Source organism: Methylocystis suflitae (genome assembly GCF_024448135.1).
Classification (GTDB): domain Bacteria; phylum Pseudomonadota; class Alphaproteobacteria; order Rhizobiales; family Beijerinckiaceae; genus Methylocystis; species Methylocystis suflitae.
Window position 1 is genome coordinate 1 of sequence record NZ_JAMRYX010000180.1, and the last position, 18,974, is coordinate 18,974.

The following is an 18,974-nucleotide window of genomic DNA, read 5'->3' on the forward strand; positions in this document are numbered from 1 at the left end:
GGGTGAGGGCCCTCATCCGTCGCCGCTTCGCGACGACACCTTCTCCCGTAAACGGGAGAAGGGATGCTCGGCCTTCCATTCTCGGAAACTTATTAGCGCCTCGCGCGCCGCTATGAAAGCCGAGCGGCGGCCAGGAAGGCTGCAATCTTCGCCGCGTCCTTGACGCCGCGTTCGCGCTCGACGCCCGAAGAGACGTCCACCGCGCGGGCGCCCGTTACGCGCATCGCTTCCGCCACATTCTCGGGCGTCAGTCCTCCCGAAAGCATCCAGTGTTTCGCAGCGACGCCGCGCAGCAGAGACCAGTCGAAAATGACGCCGGCGCCGCCGGGAACCGCTGCGTTCGGCGCGGGCTTGGCGTCAAATAGAATGACGTCGGCGATGTCTTCATAGGCGCGCGCCGCCTCGACATCGCCCGGCGTCGCGACGCCCGCCGCCTTGATGACGGGCAGGCCGAAGCGCCCCTTCACCTCGGCGACCCGCGCAGGCGTTTCCTCGCCATGAAGCTGGAGATAGTCGGGCGCGAGCGCGTCGATGATGTCCTGGAGCGCGGCGTCGTCCGCGTCGACGGTGAGCGCAACTTTGCTGATGCGCCCGCCCGCGAGGCGCCCGAGTGTGCGGGCGGTCTCGAGGTCGATATGGCGCGGGCTTTTCTCGAAGAAGACGAAGCCCGCCATGTCCGCGCCGGCTCCGATCGCCGCAAGAAGCGTCTCGGGCGAGGAAAGACCGCAGATTTTGACGATGGTTGATTGCGTCATGGCCGCGTTTGTCGCGGCCATCCACGCCGGCCGCTGCGGTTATTTTGCAAAGTTGGCGCGCGTCCTAAACGTGGATGGATGACGCGGAACGTCGGGCGCGAACTACCCCCGATTATACGCGTCCTCGAAGCGGACGATATCGTCTTCGCCGAGATAGGAGCCGGTCTGCACTTCGATCAGCTCCAGATCGATCTTGCCGGGATTGGTCAGGCGGTGCTTGCTGCCGATCGGCAGGTAAATCGATTCGTTTTCGTGGACGAGATGGATTTGCTCGTCGCGGCCGACCTCCGCCGTGCCACGCACGACGATCCAATGTTCGGCGCGGTGGAAATGCTTCTGCAGCGACAGGCGTTGGCCTGGTTTCACCACGATGCGCTTGACCTGATAGCGCTGGCCCTCGTCGATCCCTTGATAATAGCCCCAGGGCCGAAAAATGCGCTTGTGCTCTCCCGCTTCGCGCCGATTCTCGCTGCGCAGCTGCTCGACGAGCTGTTTGACCTGATCGCCATGCTCATGGCTCAACACCAGCACGGCGTCCTGCGTCGTCACGACGATGATGTCGTCGACGCCGACGACGGTGGTCAGCGTGTCCTCGGAGCGCACATGCACGTTGCGGGCGTTCATGACGACGCCTTGGCCGCGCACCGAATTGCCATTTTCGTCGCGGTCCGACAATTCCCAGACGGCGCGCCAGGTGCCGACGTCGGACCAGCCGATATCGGCTGGAATCAGCGCCGCTTTGTCGGTCTTTTCCATCACGGCGTAATCGATCGATTTCTTCGGCGCGTGCGCGAAGGCTTCGGCGTTCAAAATCATGAAGCCGAGGTCCTGGCGGGCCGCTTCGATCGCCGCTTCGGCGGCGGCGAAAATGCCGGGCTCGAATTGCGCAATCTCCGACTGCATGACGTCGGCGCGAAAGATGAAGTTGCCGCTGTTCCAGAAATAGCCGGCGTCGACATAGTCCTGCGCCGTTGCGCGGTCCGGCTTTTCGACGAAAGCCTCAAGCTTGTAGACATCGCAACACGACTCGAGCGGCGCGCCGGGGCGCAGATAGCCGTATCCCGTCGCGGGGCCGTCGGGCTTCACGCCGAGCGTGACGATATAGCCTTCCGCGGCGGCGGCTCCCGCCCGCTTGCACAGCTCGACGAGGCCCGCCCTGTCGCGAACGACATGGTCGGCGGCGAGCACGACGACGACTGTGTCGGGCGCGCGGCGCGCGGCGAGGCCCGCCGCGACGGCGACCGCCGGACCCGAGTCGCGGCGCGACGGCTCGAGAACGACCTCTGCATGCGCGCCGATCTCGCGCAGTTGGTCGGCGATGAGGAAGCGGTAGTCGAAATTAGAGATGACGATCGGCGTCTCGAACGCCGGGTCGGCCAGCATCGCCATCGTCGTCTGGAAGGTGGAGCGCTCGCCAATGAGCGGAATGAACTGCTTGGGTAGCGTCTCGCGCGACTCGGGCCACACCCGCGTCCCCGATCCGCCGCACATAATAACGGGCAATATCTTCTTCATAAGCCCCTCTCGCACTCGGCCGCGCCCGCCCCCGGGCAGCAATAGTTGTCCGCCCGACTATTGGCAATACGATGGCGAAGCTGAGGGCAGAAGCGCAAGCGTTGCTATTTGCCCTTTTTCTCAAGCTCGGCTTTGAGCGCCGCAAGCTTGGCGAAAGGCGAGTCCGGATCGGGCTGGCGCTCGCGGCGCTCCGGCGCGGCGAATCCGCCAGGGCGCCGGGGGCGGGCGTCGTCGCGCGGCGGGCGGCCCTCGATGCGCGGCTTTCCAGAAGGACGCCCTTCCTTGCCTGGAGCGTTGCCGGACCGCTGGTCGCGACGCGGCGGCCGCTGCTGCTTGTCCTCAGCGCCCTGACCGTGGGCGTGACCGTGGGCCTGGCGATGCGCGCCGGCCTCGCGGGGGCGCGGACCGGAATGCACATGGCGCTGCGGACGCCAGATCTCGATGGATTCCGGCTCGGTCGGCGCAGCTTTGGCCGGCGCAGCCTCCGAGGCGGGCTCTTCCTGTGCTTCAGTCGCCGTCGCCTCTTCTTCGCGCGCCTCTACGCCCTCTTCCGCGACTGGCGCTGGCGCCTCGGACGTCGGGACTTCACTGGCGGCGGGCGTCTCGACCGGCGCTTCCTCGGCGTCGGCCGGTTGCGGCGCGACAGCCGCTTGCTCGGCGGCAGGCGCCTCGGCGGCGGCGCTTTCGGCCTGAATGTTCTCGCTCGCGGCTTCCGCTGGCTTGGTCCCGGCGCTTGGCGTCACAGGCTCCATCGCCGCCGCCGGCACGATCGGAACCGTAATGGCCGGTCCTGGACGCTGCGTCGAAGCATAGCCGAGCGACTTGAGGATCGAGGAAAAAGCCTCGCCGGAACAGCCCGTGAGCGAAGTCATCGCGACGGTGACGACGAAGCCGTCGGCGTCGGCCGCGCCGGGCGGCGGCTCGCCCGCGGTGAGCCCCGGACGGTAGGCGATCGCCGGCCGAATAAGATCGGCGAGACGCTCAAGAATATCGACGCGAACGACGCGCTCGCCGCAGACTCGGAAGCCGGCGGCGCGATAAAAACCTTTCGGGATCGATGCGTCGGCGGCGAAGGAGGTGCGTCCAGAGGCCGCCAGATGCGGCACTTCCTCAAGCCCCTTCACATTCTCAAGACCGCCGTGATGCAAGGCCCAAAGCAGCGCCGAAAGCGCGCGCGGCGCCGGCTTGAGCAGCGCGGGCGCATAGATGTGATAGGCCCCGAATCGCACGCCGAGCTTGCGCAGCGCGGCGCGGTCCTCCTGCGAGAAAGCCTTCACGTCCTTGGCGACGCGCGCGCGGTCGAGCACGCCCAATTCTTCGGCGAGCTGGAAGGCGACGCCGCGCGTCACCCCTTCCAGGCCTTCGCCCTTCTCCAGCTGCTCGAGCGGCCCGAGCAGCTTCTTGACGTGTTGCGCGAGCCAGAGGTCGAGGCGTTGCTTGACCTTCTCCAGAGCCGGTCCTGTCAGCTGCTCGTCGGCAAGGACGCGCGTCGTCGGCGCCAGCACGCCGGCGCCCGAGGCGATTTTCCCCACAGGTTCGCCGAGCCAGCGAATCAGCCCGTCATTGCCGAGCGCGAAGGCGTCGTCGACCGCGTCGAAGACGCGGGTCGCCCGCGCCTCGAATTCTCCAGCGAGCGCCTTCTGCGCCGCCGCGTTCAACGTCCTGGCGGCCTCGCCCGCCGCGCCGGGATCCGGCGTGAAGCGAAATCCCTGAAGGCTTCCGACGTGCTGGCCTTCGACCAGAACGTCGCCGGCGGCGTTGATTTCGGCTTCAAGCATTGCATTCTCTCTTAAGCGGCGCGCCAGCACGCTGGTGCGGCGGTCGACGAAACGCTGCGTCAGTCTGTCGTGCAACGCGTCGGATATGCTGTCCTCTACCCGACGCGCGACGCTCTGCCAATGCTGAGAGTCGTCGAGCCAGCCGGAACGGTTGGCGATAAAACTTGCGGTACGCACTTGCGCGAGGCGGTTCGATAGCGTCGCGATGTCGCCGTCGATGCGGTCCACCGCCTCGATCTGCCGCGCCATCCAGTCCTCGGGGATCTTGCCGCGCCGAGCGATGAACGAGAATATCGCCAGCGCGAGCTCGGCGTGCGCGGCAGGCGAAGTCTTGCGGTAATCGGGGATTTGGCAGGCTTCCCACAGCCGCGCGACATCGGCTGTCGTCTTGGCGTTGCGCCGCGCGATCTCGTCACGGCTCGCGGCTTCAAGCGCCCTTTGATCGTCGGCGACCCGCGCGCGCACCAGATCCGGATGCGCCGGAACCTGGTCAAGAGAATGCATCAGCGCGTCGATCGAAGAAAAATCGAGGGCGCTGTTGCGCCATTGCAGCGTCCTCACCGGATCGAAGCGATGGTCCTCTAAAGCGCCGATCAATTCCTCGTCGAAGGGCGGGCAGCGGCCGGTCGCGCCAAAAAAGCCGTCGCTCATATGGCGCCCCGCTCGGCCGGAGATCTGTCCAAATTCCGCCGGCGTCAGCCTGCGATGGCGCAATCCGTCGAATTTGCGATCTGAGGCGAAGGCGACATGATCGACGTCGAGATTGAGCCCCATGCCGATGGCGTCCGTCGCGACGATGTAATCGACGTCGCCGCTTTGATAGAGCTCGATCTGAGCGTTGCGCGTGCGCGGCGACAGCACGCCGAGCACGACGGCCGCCCCGCCGCGCTGGCGCTTGATCAGTTCCGCGATCGCGTAAACCTCTTCGGCGGAAAAGGCGACGATCGCAGTGCGCGGCGGGAGCCTCGAGATCTTCTTGTCGCCGGCGAAGGAAAGTTTGGAAAGTCGCGGGCGCGTAAAGATCGGCGCGCCGGGAAAGAGTTCTGTAACGAGCGGCGCCATCGTCTCCGCGCCGATCAGGAGAGTCTCCTGGCGTCCGCGCCAGTGGAGGAGCCGGTCAGTGAAAATGTGGCCGCGGTCGAGATCGGCGGCGAGCTGGATTTCGTCGATCGCGACGAAATCCGCCTGGACGTCGCGCGGCATCGCTTCAACCGTCGCGACCCAATAGGCCGGCGCGCGGGGCTTAATCTTTTCCTCGCCGGTGATGAGCGCGACATTGTCCGCGCCGACGCGCTCGGCGACGCGATTATAGACCTCACGGGCGAGCAGGCGCAGAGGCAGCCCAATGACGCCGGAGGGAAAGGACAACATACGCTCGATGGCGTGATGCGTCTTGCCGGTGTTGGTGGGGCCGAGCACCGCCGCCACGCCCCTGTCAAACGGCCTTGCGCGGGGGGCGGCGCGGCTCGCCGGGTAGGACGGCGCGACTGTCATGTTCTTCTTTGCTGCCTGACGCGCGCCGCGGCGCGCCTTCGTTTCATATCGAAACTTCGAGCAGGGCGCGACTTTACCTTCTGAACAGCCGGCGAACGAATCGCGCCCGAATCGCTGACTCTCGCCGAGTCACGCTCTGTTCCAACAATATATGGACGCGCGGCCAAATCGAAACGCCAGAAGTTGCGAGAACGTCTCGTCGACGACGTAGCGCGCGGTCTTAGCGAAAGAGCCGCAGGCGGACTCTTTTCGTCGCTGCTGTCAACGGTCAAGATTAGGCGGTTGCGCGGCTCACTGTTAAGCTTTGGGATCAACCGGGAACGCAGCAGGCACGAATCAGCGTTCGATCTCAGTTGGCGTTGCGTTCCGGCGAATTTGCGCGACCCTCGAGCGCCTCATCCGCTGCGTCGACATGAGGGATGCGGCGCAAACCAACAAGAACGGTTAACGCCGCGTCCTTCTTCGGGACGCTTGGATAGGCGGCGCGACGTTCGAGCGAGTGGCGCCTCGACGATGCGGCGGCTTTGCGCGGCGCGCGACTACGCGTAATTGGTAAACGCCAAGGCCGATTCGCGTGTTTGGCAAGACTCTGAAAACGGAGTGAACCGGTGATGCGCGAACGGGGATGCCGAGGCCGCAGGAGACCGCCGCTGCGGGCAAGGCGCGGCCCAACCAAAAGAACAGGCGGGCCGCAATCGCTCGCGCCGGGGAAAGCTCACCTGAAAGGAACTGGAGCGGGTGAAGGGAATCGAACCCTCGTATTCAGCTTGGAAGGCTGCTGCTCTACCATTGAGCTACACCCGCGTGAGGGTGATTCTATGCCAATCTGCGCGGCGCTTGGCAATGGGCGCGCAGACAATGCATTTCCCATTTGACAGCGACGCGGGACGCCACTAACCGGAGCGCCCACACAGTCTCTCAATATAGGCGGGGCGTTCCCACGCTGCTTCTCGAGGACCCATCGACCGTGGCAAAACCCGAACTCGGCGCCAAACGCCAATGTCAGTCCTGCGGGACGAAGTTTTACGACTTTAACAAGGACCCGATCGCCTGTCCGAAATGCGGCGCGATTTATCAGATTGTTGCGCTGACGCGAGCGGCGGCGCGCGCGCAACAAGAAGAAGAAGAGAGCGAACTCGAAAAGGAGAACCCTGAAACGGTGTCGCTCGAAGAAGTCGAGGAGGCGGAGGTCGTCGCGGAATCGATCGATGTCGAAGACGATGTGGAGATCGAGGGAGACGACGCCGAAGACGACACCTTCCTCGAGGAGGAAGAATCCGACGACGATGTCTCCGGATTGATCGACGGCGACATCGAAACTGACGAAGAGACCTGAACCGTCGGGGCGTCACTGACCTGGCGCGGCGACGGCGCGCGCTGTGGCTTTCAGGTTAATTGGAGAAGGCGGCCGTTTGGCCGCCTTTTATTTGCCGCGACGCCGGCGCTGCTGGCCGAGCCCCATCTGCTTGGCGAGATTAGACCGCGCCTTGGCGTAGTTGGGCGCAACCATCGGATAGTCGGCCGGGAGGCCCCACTTCTCACGATAGTCTTCGGGCGACAGCCCATATTGCGTGCGCAGATGACGCTTCAGCGACTTGAACTTCTTCCCGTCCTCAAGGCAGATGATGTAGTCATTGGTCACCGAACGCTTGACGGGAATCGCCGGTTTCGGCGGCTCGGCGGGCGACGCCGCGGAGCCCGCGCCAACGCGCAACAAGGCGCTGTAGACTTCGCTGATAAGCCCGGGCAACTCTCCGGCGGGAACGGAGTTGTTGCTCACATAGGCGGAGACGATGTCAGCCGCGAGTTCAATGTTGTTGGCTTGATTCATCGGATTGCTCACCACTTCCTGTTGAGACGGACGCCGCCCTTTTCGCCCTTGGTCAATGCTTTGCTGCATAGAATCGTCGCACTGCCGTTACTTGTTGACTGCCTAACAGAATAGTCCGACTGCATCAAGTAATATTATGCACTATTGGCGCCGCCCAATTCTGCATAGTTGATTGATCAGAATTTCGGGCTTTACGGCCATGGCGGCCTCATGTTTTCTTTTTTTTGTCTTTTTTTCTCCGCCAAAAAGCGCTGTTTTGGCGCAGTCAACAGCGTAGGCGCAGCCATATGACTAATTTCAGAGCTATTCGCATCGACAAGAACAGTTACGGCCAGCACGCCGATTACGTCATCATGCATGAGCGCGACCTGATGGAGGGCGACGTCGACGTTGACGTCGCCTTCTCGGCGATCAACTACAAGGACGGTCTCGCCGTCGCCGGAAAGGGACCGGTGGTGCGACGCTTCCCCATGATCCCCGGCGTCGATCTCGCGGGTCGCGTCACGCGCTCCGCGCATCCGGAATTTACGGCGGGCGACATTGTGGTTGCGACGGCGTGCGGCCTGGGCGAAGCGCATTACGGAGGCTTTGCGGAAAAGGCGCGGCTATCGGGCGATTGGCTCGCGAAACTGCCGCCGCCGCTGACGCCCGCGCGCGCCATGGCGGTTGGCACCGCGGGACTGACCGCCATGTTCTGCGTGGTTGCGCTGGAGCGCCATGGCGCCCGGCCCGAGGATGGTCTCGCGGTGGTGACGGGCGCGACGGGAGGCGTCGGCTCTTTCGCCGTCGCATTGCTCGCCAAGGCTGGCTGGCGCGTGGCCGCCGTCACCGGACATGCGAACGAAGCCGCTTATCTCAAAGGCCTGGGCGCATCCGAAATCATCGGCCGCGACGAATTGTCCGCTCCAGGAAAGCCGCTGCAAAAGCAGCGCTTCGCCGTCGGCGTCGACACTGTCGGCGGCGTCACGCTCGCCAATCTTCTTGCGCAGACGCGCTTCGATGGCGCCGTCGCCGCCTGCGGCAATGTCGGCGGCATGGAGCTTCCGGCGACTGTCGCGCCTTTTATTCTGCGCGGCGTCTCGCTGCTCGGCGTCGAAAGCGTGCGCCCGCGCATCGAGCTGCGGCGGGCCGCGTGGACCCGAATCGCGCGGGACCTCGATTCCTCCGCGATCGACGCGATGAGCGAAATCATTTCCTTCGACGCGGCGCTGGATCGCGCCCGCTCGATCGTTGGCGGAAAGATTCGCGGCAGAGTCGTCATCGATATGGGCCTGCATCTTCCGCTCTAAAATGCAGGTTGGATCTCGGCCTTTGAACAGCAAAGCTAAGCCTTCGAAAGCGCGCGCGAATCGTCGCATTGCGGCGTCAATTTCTCGACAAGCGCGCCCGTCTCGGCTCTAATGCCCACGACGGCCCGCTTGGGCCGATTATTTTTCTTAAGGACGCTCGCCGCATCGGCGCGGCGAACCAAAGGTCAAAAGCGCATGAGTTCGGCTTTTACGAAAGAACAGAATGACGACAATCCGCGCGAGGACCTGCCTGACCGGCCGGTCAGTCCGCATCGCAATCTGGTCACGCCCGAGGGCCTCGAACAGATTGAAGCCGAGCTTGCGCGACTGCAGAAGGAAATCGAACGCGCAACGGCGAGCGAAGACAATCACGCGCTGGCGCTGGCGCAACGCGATCTGCGCTATTGGTCGGCGCGTCGCGCCAGCGCCGAAGTTATCCGGGCGATCGCAGATCATTCGCATGTGCGGTTCGGCCATCGCGTCATCGTCGAACTCGAGGACGGCGAACGCCGCAGTTTCCGGCTCGTCGGCGAAGACGAAGCCGATCCGACGAAGGGGCTCATTCCCTATGTCGCGCCGCTCGCAAAGGCGCTGATGGGCAAGTCCGTCGGCGACAAGGCGGAGGTCATCCACCACAGCGCGCGAATCGTGGAGATTAATTAGCGCCCTGCTCTCGCGCGGCGCGGTACTCTCAGGTGACGATCAGGCGGCGTTCCTCACCGCCTTCGTCGACTTCGCTGGCGGCGTCTTGGCCGCGCTCGCCGGTTTTTTCAACCGGCGCTTGATCGAAGCCCAAAGCTCCCGCATCTCCTCCGCCGCGACGCCGTCGGGGTTATATTCGCCTACCCCTCGCCCGAGCCGCGCCGCTTCCTGGTAATCGACGCGCGACGACACGAGCGGCGCGAGAAGACCGCCCATCGCCTGCAGCGCCTTGGCGCCCAGTTCGACGCGCGCGCTCTGTTGCGCGGGCGGACATTGGTTGAGCAGAAAGGCGTAATCCTTGCCTTTCTCCTTTACGCGCATGCGTGTGATTTCCGACGCCCAGAGATCGAAGGCGTTGGGACGCGCCGGAATGACGCATAGATCCGCGGCGCGCACGGCCGCCGAAAGATAGTCGCCCTCCTGACCCGGCGCATCGATAATGGCGAGCGTCACGCCCTTTGCCGCGAGCGCGGCAAGCGCCTTGCTCAGCTTCGCTGGCGGCACGTGTTCGACCGGAATGTCGGCGGCGCCGCGCGCGCGCGACCATTTGACCAGGGTTTGCAGCGGGTCGAGATCGATGATGAACACGCGTTCCCCAGCTTGCCGCGCGGCGACGGCGACGCTGCTGGCGAGCGTGCTCTTGCCGGCGCCGCCCTTCTGGGTGACGAAAGCGATTTTGCGCATGTGCGACGGTCCAGTTTTTGGTTGATGTCGACGCTCTGCACGCGAAGCTTAACGAATGTGATCCCGGCCCCGAATTCATTCACTGAATCGGAATACTTGCGGCAAGGTTAATCGGCGGTTAACGGCTCCGCTTCAGTAGTCGAGTAGCTGATCGGGACAAACTCGGGGGCCGGGAGCGTCCGAGCCATCCACGGCGCACGTTCCGCCACGTTTGCGGCGCGTTCCCTTTTCTCCGGCTCCAGAGATTCTCACTGGCGAGCCGCCTCGCTATGTTAATCAGTAACGATGTCCGATCTGTTCCAAGCCGCGAAGCTCGAAAACGACGCGCCGCGTCCGCTCGCCGACCGATTGCGGCCGACGCGTCTCGATGAGGTGGCGGGTCAGGATCATCTGCTTGGACCCGAGGGCGCGCTGACACGGCTCGTCCGCGCCGGCGCGCTGGGCTCGCTCATCTTCTGGGGTCCGCCCGGCACCGGCAAAACCACGGTCGCGCGGCTGCTCGCGCATGAGACCAAGCTCGCCTTCGTGCAGATTTCGGCGATCTTTTCCGGCGTCGCCGATTTGAAGAAGACGTTCGAGGCGGCGCGCGCCAGACGCGCCGCCGGCCAGGGGACCTTGCTCTTCGTCGACGAGATTCACCGCTTCAATCGCGCGCAGCAGGATTCCTTCCTGCCGGTGATGGAGGACGGCACGATCACGCTCATCGGCGCGACGACCGAAAACCCATCCTTCGAGCTCAACGCCGCGCTGCTCTCACGCGCGCGCGTGATGACCTTCAAGGCGCTCGACGAAGCGGCGATCGAACAGCTGCTCAAGCGCGCCGAAAACGCCGAAGGCAAGACGCTGCCGCTCGAAGCCGACGCGCGCGAAGCGCTTGTCGGCATGGCCGACGGCGACGGCCGCGCGGCGTTGACGCTCGCCGAGGAAATCTGGCGCGCCGCGAAGCCCGGCGAGATCTTCGATCGGACAGGACTCGTCGACATCGTGCAGCGCCGCGCGCCGATCTACGACAAGGCGCAGGAAGGCCACTACAATCTCATCAGCGCATTGCACAAATGCGTCCGCGGTTCGGACCCGGACGCCGCGCTCTACTATCTTGCGCGCATGCTCGCCGCCGGCGAAGATCCGCTGTTTCTCGCGCGCCGCATCGTGCGGATGGCGGTCGAAGACATCGGCCTGGCCGATCCGCAGGCGCTCGTCGTCGCCAACGCCGCCAAGGACGCCTATGATTTCCTCGGCAGCCCCGAGGGCGAGCTCGCGCTGGCGCAGGCGGTGATCTATGTGGCGACCGCGCCCAAATCCAACGCCGCCTATGTCGCCTTCAAGCGCGCGCAGCGCGTCGCGGAAGAGAAGGGCTCGCTGACGCCGCCGAAGGTCATCCTCAACGCGCCGACGAAATTGATGCGCGAAGAGGGTTATGGCGCGAACTACGAATATGACCATGATTCGCCTGAGGCCTTCTCGGGCCAGAACTACTGGCCTGATTCGCTCTCGCGGCAGAAGTTCTACAGACCGGTCGAGCGCGGATTCGAGCGCGAGATCGCCAAACGCATCGACTATTGGGACCGATTGCGCAAAGAACGCGGCGATTCATAAATGGGGTCGTGACCTGGCTTTTCTTTTTAAAAACTGCGGCATGTGCGAAAGAGCCGCGAACCGCCGCATGGACCGGGTCAGCCAACTCCTTTAAAGAAAGATGAATCAACGCCGGACGCGCGATATCCCCCACTTGCGCCGCGGCGCCAATGGCTCGAGCGGCGCGCCAATGCTACTCCCTTCAGACCGCTCGTGACGGAGCTGACTGCGCGATCATGACCCGTTATAGGTCCGTTCTGGTTCTTGCTATTCTCGCGAGCCTGGCGCTTGGCGCCGCGCTGCCGTCGCTCTACAGCGCCATGCGCAGCCGCGTCTCGCCTGACCGCCAAAGCGCGGCGGCTGAGCCCGGGCCCGTCGACGGCGAAGTCCGGCTTTCCGCCGCTCAGATCGAAGCCTCCAAGATCGCGACGGCGACGGTCGGCCCCGGCGTCATTACACGCCGGATCACGGCGCCTGCCGCCGTCAAACCCGATCCGGACAAAATCGCGCGCGTCGCCGCCAAGGTCGCGGGCGTCGTCGAAGAGATGCGCAAGCGCCTTGGAGACCAGGTCGCGCGCGGCGAAACCATCGCGATTATCGACTCCCGCGAAGTAGCCGAAGCGAAAAGCGAGTATCTCGCCGCATCGGCGAATTTCGATCTGCAGAACGTGCTTTTTCAACGCGAAAAGGGACTGTTCGAGAAGAAGATCACCGCAGAGCAGCTGTTTCTGAAAGCCAAAACCGTCTTCATGGAAGCCAAAGTGAAGCTCGATCTTGCGCGGCAAAAGCTCGCCGCGCTGGACATGAGCGAGCAGGAGATCGCCGCCCTGCCCTCTCAGCCGATCGCCGATCTTCGTCGCAAGGAGATCCGCGCGCCGATCTCCGGGCGCGTCATCGAGCGTCTGGTCAGCGTCGGACAGCCCGTCGGCGGCGAGGGTCAGGCCAAGGAGCTCTACGTGATCTCCGATCTCTCTGTCGTCGAGGCCGAACTCGCCGTGCCCGCCGCCGATCTCGCCCTGTTGCGCGAGGGCCAGGAGGTCCGGATTTCCAACGCCGAAGGACGCAGCTTCGAGGGCAAGATCACCTACGTCAATGCGATGATCACCCGGGAGACGCGGTCGGGCCAGATTCTTGCGCGCTTCGCCAATCCGGATTTCTCGCTGCGTCCTGGCAGCCTTGTGGAGGCGGAAATCTCCCTCAAGGAGGCGCGGGTGAAGCTCAAAATTCCGCGCTCGGCGGTCATGATCATCGACGGCAAGCCCAATGTCTTCGTTCGCACGCCAGAGGGCTTTGCCAAGCGCGAGGTCGAACTTGGACGGGGAGATGATGGCTCGGTCGAGGTCGTCTCCGGATTGCAGCCGGGAGAGCAGATCGCCGTCTCCAATGTCTTTCTGCTGAAGGCGGAACTCGGCAAACAGAACATTCCGGAGGAATGATGCGCGTCGGCGGCTTTCCTTCCTCGACGTCATGGACGACGCTTCGACTGCGTTCCCAAACTATCGCCTTGAGTGCTAGCGGCCGCCGATGATCAAGAATCTCATCGCCTTCTCGGTCCGAAGCCGTTGGCTCGTGGTGTTGTTGACGGCGCTCGTCGTCCCGCTTGGCGTCTGGTCGCTAATGCGATTGCCGATCGACGCGGTGCCGGACATCACGAACAATCAGGTGCAGATCAACGCTTTCGCGCCGGCGCTTTCGGCCTTCGAGATCGAGAAACAGGTCACCTATCCGATCGAGAACGCCATCGCGGGAATTCCGGGACTGGAATATACCCGCTCGCTTTCGCGCAACGGCTTCGCGCAGGTCACCGCCGTCTTCGCCGACAATGTCGACATCTATTTCGCGCGTCAGCAGGTCGGCGAACGCCTGACGCTCGCCAAGGAGATTTTTCCGCCGGGCGTCGAATCGCATATGGGCCCGGTCGCCACGGGCCTTTCCGAAATCTACATGTGGTCGGTCGACTACGCCCCGCGCGAGAGAGAGAAACCGGCGCCAGACGGGAAGCCCGGCTGGCAGAGCAACGGCGATTATCTCACGCCGGAAGGGCAGAGGCTGCGCAATTTGCTCGAACGCACCGCCTATCTGCGCACCGTGCAGGATTGGATCATCAAGCCGCAGTTGCGCACCGTGCCGGGAGTCGCCGGCGTCGACTCGCTTGGCGGCTACATTAAGGAATATCACGTTCAGCCGGACCCGGCGAAGATCTACGCTCTCGGACTGTCTTTCGCCGATCTCGCCGGCATTATCGAGCGCAACAATATCAGCCGGGGCGCAGGCTATGTCGAACGCAACGGCGAGGGTCTCGTCGTGCGCAGCCCGGGACGGCTCGAGTCGATCGATGACATCGCCAAAGTCGTCGTATCGACGCGCGGCGGCACGCCGGTGCGACTCGAAGACATCGCGGAGGTGGGCGTCGGACGCGAGCTGCGCATGGGCAGCGCCAGCATGAATGGCGAAGAAGTGGTGATCGGCACCGCGCTGATGCTGATCGGCGCCAACAGTCGCGAAGTCTCGAGCGCCGTCAATGCGAAGATGGACGAGATCCGCCGGTTGCTGCCGCCCGGCATTGAAGTGCGCACGATCTTGAACCGCACCTTGCTCGTCAACGCCACGATCACCACCGTCGCCAAGAATCTCGTCGAGGGCGCGGCGCTCGTCATCCTCGTGCTGTTCGTCATGCTCGGCAATTTCCGCGCGGCGCTCGTGACGGCGATGGTCATACCGCTGACGATGTTGCTGCTGGGCGTCGGCATGCATGTCGGAAAAATCAGCGCCAATCTGATGAGTCTCGGCGCGCTCGATTTCGGATTGATCGCCGACGGCGCGATCATCGTCACCGAGAATTGCTTGCGTCGCCTGACGCAGCGTCAGAACGCTCTGGGCCGCACGCTCACGCTGGAGGAACGGCTGACGACCGTCATCGACTCGGCGGTCGAGATGCGGCGGCCGACGGTCTACGGCCAGGCGATCATCATTCTCGTCTATGTGCCGATTCTGACTTTTTCCGGAGTCGAAGGGAAGATGTTCCATCCGATGGCGATGACCGTCATCATGGCGCTCGCTTCGGAATTCGTTCTGTCGCTGACATTCTTTCCTGCGATGATCGCCATCGCGCTTTCTGGCCGCGTGCGCGAATCTGAAAACATCGTCGTCGAAGGGCTCAAGCGCGCCTATGAGCCGATGTTGAAATGGGCGATGGCCGCGCCTTTGAAGCCGATCGCGCTTGGCGCGGGCGCCTTCGTTCTCGCGGCGGGTCTCTATATGACATTGGGCGAAGAGTTCGTTCCGACGCTCGACGAAAAAAACCTCGCCATGCAGGCGAATCGCATCCCGAGCGCGTCGCTGACGCAGGCGCAGGCGATGCAATTCGACATCGAACGCACGCTGCGCAGCTTTCCGGAGGTCGACTACGTCTTCTCCAAAACCGGCACGGCCGAAATCGCAACCGATCCGATGCCACCGAACCTGACCGATACTTTTATTATGCTGAAGCCGCGCGAAAAATGGCCTGACCCAGGCCTCGACAAGGCGGCGCTGATCGAAAAGATGGAGGCGCGGCTCGCGAAACTGCCGGGCAACGCCTATGAGTTCTCGCAGCCTATTCAACTGCGCTTCAATGAGCTGCTCGCCGGCGTGCGCGGCGACATCGCCGTCAAAGTGTTCGGCGAAAATTTTGATGTTCTGTTGAAGGCGGCCAATCAGATCGCCGGCGTTCTCAATACGATCAAAGGCGCGAGCGACGTAAAGGTCGAACAGGTGGTTGGCCTCCCGATCCTCGACATCGCCGTCGATAAGGGCGCGATCGCGCGGCTTGGCCTCAGCGTCGCCGCGGTCCAGGACGTCATCGGCGCCGCGATCGGCGGGCAAAGGGCTGGCGTGGTGTTCGAGGGCGACCGCCGCTTCCCCATCGTCGTTCGTCTGCGGGATAATTTGCGCGAGGACGCGCAGGCTTTGGAATCAATTCCGGTCGCGCTTCCCTCGGCGGCGGGCAATACGCCCGTCGTGCTGCTGAAACAGGTGGCGAAGTTCTCCACCCTCGACGGCCAGAACCAGATTTCGCGGGAGAACGGCCATCGCCGCGTCGTCGTCAGCGCCAATGTGCGCGGGCGCGACATTGCCTCGGTGGTCGAAGAGGCGCGCGCCAAAATCGCTTCGAAGGTGACGCTGCCGCCCGGCTACTGGATTGCCTGGGGCGGGCAATTCGAGAATCTCGCGGCGGCGCGGGCGCGGTTGATGATCGTCGTGCCGGCCTGCTTCTTCTTGATCTTTCTGCTGCTCTACTCGGCGCTCGGCGCGACGCGCGACGCGCTGCTGGTGTTCACCGCGGTGCCGCTGGCGCTTTCCGGCGGCGTCGCGGCGCTATGGCTGCGCGGGATGCCCATGTCCGTCTCGGCCGCCGTCGGCTTCATCGCGCTGTCTGGCGTCGCTGTGCTCAACGGCCTCGTCATGCGCACCTATATTTCGCAGTTGATTGCAGGCGGCATGCCCGAGCGCCAGGCGATCTTCAAAGGCGCGATGACGCGGCTGCGGCCGGTCATCATGACGGCCCTCGTCGCGTCGCTCGGCTTCCTGCCGATGGCGCTCGCGACGGGCACCGGCGCCGAAGTGCAAAAGCCGATCGCGACGGTCGTGATTGGCGGCCTGATCAGCGCCACGGCGCTGACTCTTGTGGTCCTGCCCGCGCTTTATGCGTTCTTCTGTCGTTCGCCAGAGTCGACTACCGTCCAGCAAAGCGGAGCTTGACCGGTGAGCATGCGCGGCGTCGCCTCTGTCCTGATCTGCTTCGTTCTGAGCGGCGGCGCGGCGCATGCAGAAACACTGATGGGCGCGATGCTCCGCGCCTATAACGCCAATCCGCAGCTCAACGCCGGCAGAGCCGAACTGCGCGCCATCGACGAAAGAGTGCCGCAGGCGGAGGCCGGCATGAGGCCCCGCGTGAGCGGCGACGCCTATCTCGGCGTCCAGCAGAATCGGGCTGTCACGAAGCAGCGCGACGTCAACGTCAACGACCCGACCGATACCTCCATCACAAAGAACATTCAAAACGGCGGCAGCATTCCCCGCTCCGCCCATCTGACATTCGAACAACCGATATTCGACGGGTTCAAGACGCAAAACCAAACGCGCGCGGCGGAATCGGGGGTCTTCGCCGGACGCGAGCGTCTGCGCCTGACCGAACAGCGCATATTATTCGATGCCGTCACCGCCTATATGAATGTCTTACGCGACACGGCGGCGCTCAAACTTCAGGAAAGCAATGTCGCGGTCTTGAAGGAGCAATTGCGCCAGACGCGGGAGCGCTATCAGTACGGACAGATCACCTTGACGGATGTCGCGCAGGTCGAGGCGCGGCTCGCAGGCGGCAAGTCTCTCGCCGGCTCCGCGCGCGCCACGCTTGACGCGAGCATCGGCATCTATCGCAAGACGGTCGGCGTCGAGCCGACAAAGCTCGCGCCGGGCGCGCCGATCGACCGATTGCTGCCGAAGTCGCGCGAAGAAGCGGAACAAATCGCGCAACACGAACATCCGTTCATTCTCGCGGCGCTTCACGAGGCCGACGTCGCCGATCTCGACATCAAGGCGCTCGAAGCCGACTTCATGCCCAAACTGTCGATCGTCGGCGACGTCTTCACGCAGACCGATATTTCCGGCATCGGGAACCGCAACATCGGCGCAAAAGTCCTCGGCCATCTCAACGTGCCGATTTACGAGGGCGGCCTGACGTCCTCCCGGGTGCGGCAGGCGAAGGAGACCGCCGGACAGCGACGGTTCGACGCCGATGTCGCCCGCGCAGAAGTTCTCTCGCTGGTGCGCGCCTATTGGGGCGCGCTGCAGGCGGCGAAAACTCAAATTTTAGCGGCGCAAACCCAAATCGCCGCGGCCGAGCGCGCGCTTTACGGCATAAGAGAAGAAGCCAAGGCCGGTCAGCGGACGACGCTCGAAATTCTTATCGCGCAGCAAGAGCTGCTCTACGCCCGCATCGCGCTCGTCTTCGCGCAGCGCGACCGCGTCGTCGCCTCCTATGCCGTGCTCTCTTCGCTCGGGCGGCTTTCTTCGGCCTGTCTCGGTCTTACGCCCGGCGGCTATGATCCGGCGATCCACTTCGACCAGGTGAAGGATCTCTGGGGCGACCCGACCACGCCCGACCGCTAGAGCAAATTCCGAAAAAGTCGCATCGATCACATGATTCCATGCGATCGGGACGCGCTCTACGATTTGAGACGCGCCGCGATGCTGCGATAAGATGCTATAGTTTAAAAAAAGACGCGCCGCCGGGCGCGAAATCATAAGGGCTGAGGGAGAGGACATCATGCGAGGCGCTTTCATCACATTCGCCGTTGCGATGCTGCTGGCGTCGCTTTCGGCGATCCCGGCAAATGCTTTTTGCATGTTCGGCTGCTATCCAACCGAAGCGCACGCCCGGCAGATTTTCGAGAACTTGCTGAAGCAGCGCGTCGACAAGCCGTTCAAGATCGTCGAGTTCAAACAGACGATGTCCGAGCGTCTCGAGATGCACGCCACCGGTGAAAAGGGCTACGAGATCTTCTTCAATGCGCGGGTCGAGTTCCCGGAAGGCGCCAATCTCGAATGCAAGCCCGAGGCTGGAAAATTTCCCGACGGCTGCTCGCCGAGCAGTCATTATGTGACTGCGCCCCGCAGTTCCGATCCGCCCGGCAAGCAATATATCGCGCCTGGGTCGACGATTGCGTTCGACGAGGAATATCGCTTTTATGAAGCGGGCAGCGGCTGGAAAGGCCCAGACGGCAACGTCTACACGGCGGACTGACAAAAAAAACGGGCGCGCATTGAATGCGCGCCCCGTCTCAACCGACCTCGATCGCGAGGCTCGGCTTATTGATCCTTCGTGTTCTGCGGGCAGCCGCAGGCGGCGTCACAGGCCTTCTTATTGGCGCGGACTTCATCCTGGTTGGCGGCATAGTTCATCTTGCGGGCGAGGTACTCGTCGTCGCATTTCTCAGCGCATTTAGCCTGCTTGTCTTCGTCCGCTTTGTGGACGTCGCAATCCGCGAATGCCGGGCTGATCATGCCGGCGACTAGGAGAGCCGCCGTCATAATGGCGTATTTGTTCATTTGGTGGTTTCCTTCACTTGCCCGTTGGGCGTCTAGACTGCGCTTGCGCTCGACCCCTCCCGCCATGGAACAGCAACGGCGTCACATAACGCAATAAGCGGCCGGACGATGTCGTATGTGGCCGCCCATGTCAATTGCGAGTCACGGGCGCGACGTCTTGAGCCGCTTCGTCGTCGGGCGGCGCGCTTCGCGAAAAGCTGATTGTTTCCATGTTCTTGACGAACACGAAGACGCGGGCGTGACGGCGGACCTACCGTTTGAT

14 protein-coding genes and 1 tRNA gene are annotated in these 18,974 nt (G+C 63.6%); 8 read left to right on the forward strand and 7 right to left on the reverse strand.

Annotated features, from left to right (window positions below):
* Nucleotides 1–110 precede the first annotated feature (110 nt).
* The 4 genes from NEI07_RS13920 to NEI07_RS13935 form a co-directional block, all read right to left on the reverse strand.
* Nucleotides 111–755 (reverse strand): phosphoribosylanthranilate isomerase, encoded by a 645-nt coding sequence (locus NEI07_RS13920; protein ID WP_256035317.1) that lies wholly within the window; start codon nt 753–755, stop codon nt 111–113.
* 102 nt (nt 756–857) lie between these two features.
* The gene (locus NEI07_RS13925; RefSeq protein WP_256035319.1) at nt 858–2,270 is read right to left on the reverse strand and encodes a mannose-1-phosphate guanylyltransferase/mannose-6-phosphate isomerase; all 1,413 of its coding nucleotides are present in this window, start codon (nt 2,268–2,270) and stop codon (nt 858–860) included.
* A 104-nt stretch (nt 2,271–2,374) separates the two neighbouring features.
* Nucleotides 2,375–5,542, reverse strand: a complete 3,168-nt coding sequence (locus NEI07_RS13930; RefSeq protein WP_256035322.1) for a helicase-related protein — start codon at nt 5,540–5,542, stop codon at nt 2,375–2,377.
* Between the two features lie 730 nt (nt 5,543–6,272).
* Nucleotides 6,273–6,346, reverse strand: a tRNA-Gly gene (locus tag NEI07_RS13935).
* 163 nt (nt 6,347–6,509) lie between these two features.
* Here NEI07_RS13935 and NEI07_RS13940 point away from each other — a divergent pair.
* Complete coding sequence (locus tag NEI07_RS13940) at nt 6,510–6,878, forward strand: TIGR02300 family protein (protein ID WP_256035324.1); 369 nt, start codon at nt 6,510–6,512, stop codon at nt 6,876–6,878.
* An 87-nt stretch (nt 6,879–6,965) separates the two neighbouring features.
* Here the strand turns inward: NEI07_RS13940 and NEI07_RS13945 are convergent, their stop codons facing one another.
* Nucleotides 6,966–7,373, reverse strand: a complete 408-nt coding sequence (locus tag NEI07_RS13945; RefSeq protein WP_256035325.1) for a MucR family transcriptional regulator — start codon at nt 7,371–7,373, stop codon at nt 6,966–6,968.
* 287 nt (nt 7,374–7,660) lie between these two features.
* On the opposite strand from NEI07_RS13945, the gene acuI reads away from it, so the two are divergent.
* Together acuI and greA are read left to right on the forward strand one after the other, a co-directional pair.
* The gene (gene acuI / locus NEI07_RS13950) at nt 7,661–8,662 is read left to right on the forward strand and encodes an acrylyl-CoA reductase (NADPH) (protein ID WP_256035328.1); all 1,002 of its coding nucleotides are present in this window, start codon (nt 7,661–7,663) and stop codon (nt 8,660–8,662) included.
* Nucleotides 8,663–8,857: 195 nt separating this feature from the next.
* Nucleotides 8,858–9,325 (forward strand): transcription elongation factor GreA, encoded by a 468-nt coding sequence (gene greA / locus NEI07_RS13955; protein ID WP_256035329.1) that lies wholly within the window; start codon nt 8,858–8,860, stop codon nt 9,323–9,325.
* Nucleotides 9,326–9,364: 39 nt separating this feature from the next.
* Here greA and NEI07_RS13960 read toward each other — a convergent pair whose 3' ends face one another.
* Nucleotides 9,365–10,048 (reverse strand): ParA family protein, encoded by a 684-nt coding sequence (locus NEI07_RS13960; RefSeq protein WP_256035330.1) that lies wholly within the window; start codon nt 10,046–10,048, stop codon nt 9,365–9,367.
* 285 nt (nt 10,049–10,333) lie between these two features.
* Between NEI07_RS13960 and NEI07_RS13965 the strand changes: the two genes are divergently transcribed.
* The 5 genes from NEI07_RS13965 (at nt 10,334) to NEI07_RS13985 (ending at nt 18,407) form a co-directional block, all read left to right on the forward strand.
* A complete protein-coding gene (locus tag NEI07_RS13965; protein WP_256035331.1) occupies nt 10,334–11,644 on the forward strand; it encodes a replication-associated recombination protein A in 1,311 nt (436 codons plus the stop codon).
* 215 nt (nt 11,645–11,859) lie between these two features.
* Nucleotides 11,860–13,059: an efflux RND transporter periplasmic adaptor subunit gene (locus NEI07_RS13970; RefSeq protein ID WP_256035332.1), complete on the forward strand. Its 1,200-nt coding sequence runs from the start codon at nt 11,860–11,862 to the stop codon at nt 13,057–13,059.
* Nucleotides 13,060–13,147: 88 nt separating this feature from the next.
* The gene (locus NEI07_RS13975) at nt 13,148–16,363 is read left to right on the forward strand and encodes an efflux RND transporter permease subunit (protein ID WP_256035333.1); all 3,216 of its coding nucleotides are present in this window, start codon (nt 13,148–13,150) and stop codon (nt 16,361–16,363) included.
* A 9-nt stretch (nt 16,364–16,372) separates the two neighbouring features.
* Nucleotides 16,373–17,773, forward strand: coding sequence for a TolC family outer membrane protein (locus NEI07_RS13980; protein ID WP_256035340.1), 1,401 nt, complete (start codon nt 16,373–16,375; stop codon nt 17,771–17,773).
* 157 nt (nt 17,774–17,930) lie between these two features.
* Nucleotides 17,931–18,407 carry a hypothetical protein gene (locus NEI07_RS13985; RefSeq protein ID WP_256035334.1) on the forward strand — a complete coding sequence of 159 codons (477 nt, stop codon included), beginning with the start codon at nt 17,931–17,933 and terminating at the stop codon, nt 18,405–18,407.
* Nucleotides 18,408–18,472: 65 nt separating this feature from the next.
* Here the strand turns inward: NEI07_RS13985 and NEI07_RS13990 are convergent, their stop codons facing one another.
* The gene (locus NEI07_RS13990; RefSeq protein WP_256035337.1) at nt 18,473–18,712 is read right to left on the reverse strand and encodes a hypothetical protein; all 240 of its coding nucleotides are present in this window, start codon (nt 18,710–18,712) and stop codon (nt 18,473–18,475) included.
* Nucleotides 18,713–18,974 lie beyond the last annotated feature (262 nt).

Excerpts from the sequence above, each read along its gene's own strand:
- NEI07_RS13990 (WP_256035337.1), bottom strand. The coding sequence starts at position 18,712 with ATGAACAAATACGCCATTATGACGGCGGCTCTCCTAGTCGCCGGCATG.
- NEI07_RS13945 (WP_256035325.1), bottom strand. The coding sequence starts at position 7,373 with ATGAATCAAGCCAACAACATTGAACTCGCGGCTGACATCGTCTCCGCC.
- NEI07_RS13975 (WP_256035333.1), top strand. The coding sequence starts at position 13,148 with ATGATCAAGAATCTCATCGCCTTCTCGGTCCGAAGCCGTTGGCTCGTG.
- NEI07_RS13980 (WP_256035340.1), top strand. The coding sequence starts at position 16,373 with ATGCGCGGCGTCGCCTCTGTCCTGATCTGCTTCGTTCTGAGCGGCGGC.
- NEI07_RS13925 (WP_256035319.1), bottom strand. The coding sequence starts at position 2,270 with ATGAAGAAGATATTGCCCGTTATTATGTGCGGCGGATCGGGGACGCGG.
- NEI07_RS13920 (WP_256035317.1), bottom strand. The coding sequence starts at position 755 with ATGACGCAATCAACCATCGTCAAAATCTGCGGTCTTTCCTCGCCCGAG.
- NEI07_RS13960 (WP_256035330.1), bottom strand. The coding sequence starts at position 10,048 with ATGCGCAAAATCGCTTTCGTCACCCAGAAGGGCGGCGCCGGCAAGAGC.
- NEI07_RS13985 (WP_256035334.1), top strand. The coding sequence starts at position 17,931 with ATGCGAGGCGCTTTCATCACATTCGCCGTTGCGATGCTGCTGGCGTCG.
- NEI07_RS13965 (WP_256035331.1), top strand. The coding sequence starts at position 10,334 with ATGTCCGATCTGTTCCAAGCCGCGAAGCTCGAAAACGACGCGCCGCGT.
- greA (WP_256035329.1), top strand. The coding sequence starts at position 8,858 with ATGAGTTCGGCTTTTACGAAAGAACAGAATGACGACAATCCGCGCGAG.
- NEI07_RS13970 (WP_256035332.1), top strand. The coding sequence starts at position 11,860 with ATGACCCGTTATAGGTCCGTTCTGGTTCTTGCTATTCTCGCGAGCCTG.
- NEI07_RS13930 (WP_256035322.1), bottom strand. The coding sequence starts at position 5,542 with ATGACAGTCGCGCCGTCCTACCCGGCGAGCCGCGCCGCCCCCCGCGCA.
- acuI (WP_256035328.1), top strand. The coding sequence starts at position 7,661 with ATGACTAATTTCAGAGCTATTCGCATCGACAAGAACAGTTACGGCCAG.